This is a genomic window from Sulfitobacter sp. 1A13353 (assembly GCF_043557255.1).
GTDB lineage: Bacteria > Pseudomonadota > Alphaproteobacteria > Rhodobacterales > Rhodobacteraceae > Sulfitobacter > Sulfitobacter faviae.
In genome coordinates this window covers 1-1,024 of the sequence record NZ_JBIFFS010000028.1, presented here as the reverse complement: position 1 = coordinate 1,024, position 1,024 = coordinate 1, and the positions used below count along the sequence as shown (strand labels likewise).

Annotated in this window: 1 rRNA gene; it reads left to right on the top strand. The window is 54.7% G+C overall.

The features are described from left to right. Positions 1–436 precede the first annotated feature (436 nt). A 16S ribosomal RNA gene (locus tag ACGYLO_RS22100) occupies positions 437–1,024 on the top strand; the annotation flags it as partial.

The following is a 1,024-nucleotide window of genomic DNA, read 5'->3' as shown; positions in this document are numbered from 1 at the left end:
GCTTGCGGCTTTGCCCCAGTAACCTTAGAACCCCCTCTACCGGCGGCGCTGAGACGCACCGCTGGGGCGCCAGACGGGGCGGACGGCAGCGGAGACGCGGTGGTTCGGATCACGAGGCGGATAAGAATTCGAGGTAATCGAGGCGGGGCGCGCCGATAAGTTAGGGCGCATCTCAGTTTCTTTTGTCTCAACGCTGTTTGAAAATTTGATATCTGAAGAGATATGTGGGCGGTTTGGTTCATTCGATGGATCAACGTCTGTATATCGCGCTCTTAGGGTTCCGGCCCGATGATGGAGTGTCAGCTTCACTGTTTGGACGGCTTTCGCTACTTTGTAGCTGAAGCACAACAAACAGAGAATGGTCTGCATCTTTCAGTAATGGATGCAGGTCGATGTGCAGAGGTTCGACGTCAAGGATACGCTGGTAACAGCGTTTCAACTTGAGAGTTTGATCCTGGCTCAGAACGAACGCTGGCGGCAGGCCTAACACATGCAAGTCGAGCGAGACCTTCGGGTCTAGCGGCGGACGGGTTAGTAACGCGTGGGAACGTGCCCTTCTCTGCGGAATAGCCACTGGAAACGGTGAGTAATACCGCATACGCCCTTCGGGGGAAAGATTTATCGGAGAAGGATCGGCCCGCGTTAGATTAGATAGTTGGTGGGGTAACGGCCTACCAAGTCTACGATCTATAGCTGGTTTTAGAGGATGATCAGCAACACTGGGACTGAGACACGGCCCAGACTCCTACGGGAGGCAGCAGTGGGGAATCTTAGACAATGGGCGCAAGCCTGATCTAGCCATGCCGCGTGTGTGATGAAGGTCTTAGGATCGTAAAGCACTTTCGCCAGGGATGATAATGACAGTACCTGGTAAAGAAACCCCGGCTAACTCCGTGCCAGCAGCCGCGGTAATACGGAGGGGGTTAGCGTTGTTCGGAATTACTGGGCGTAAAGCGCGCGTAGGCGGATTGGAAAGTTGGGGGTGAAATCCCGGGGCTCAACCCCGGAACTGCCTCCAAAACTA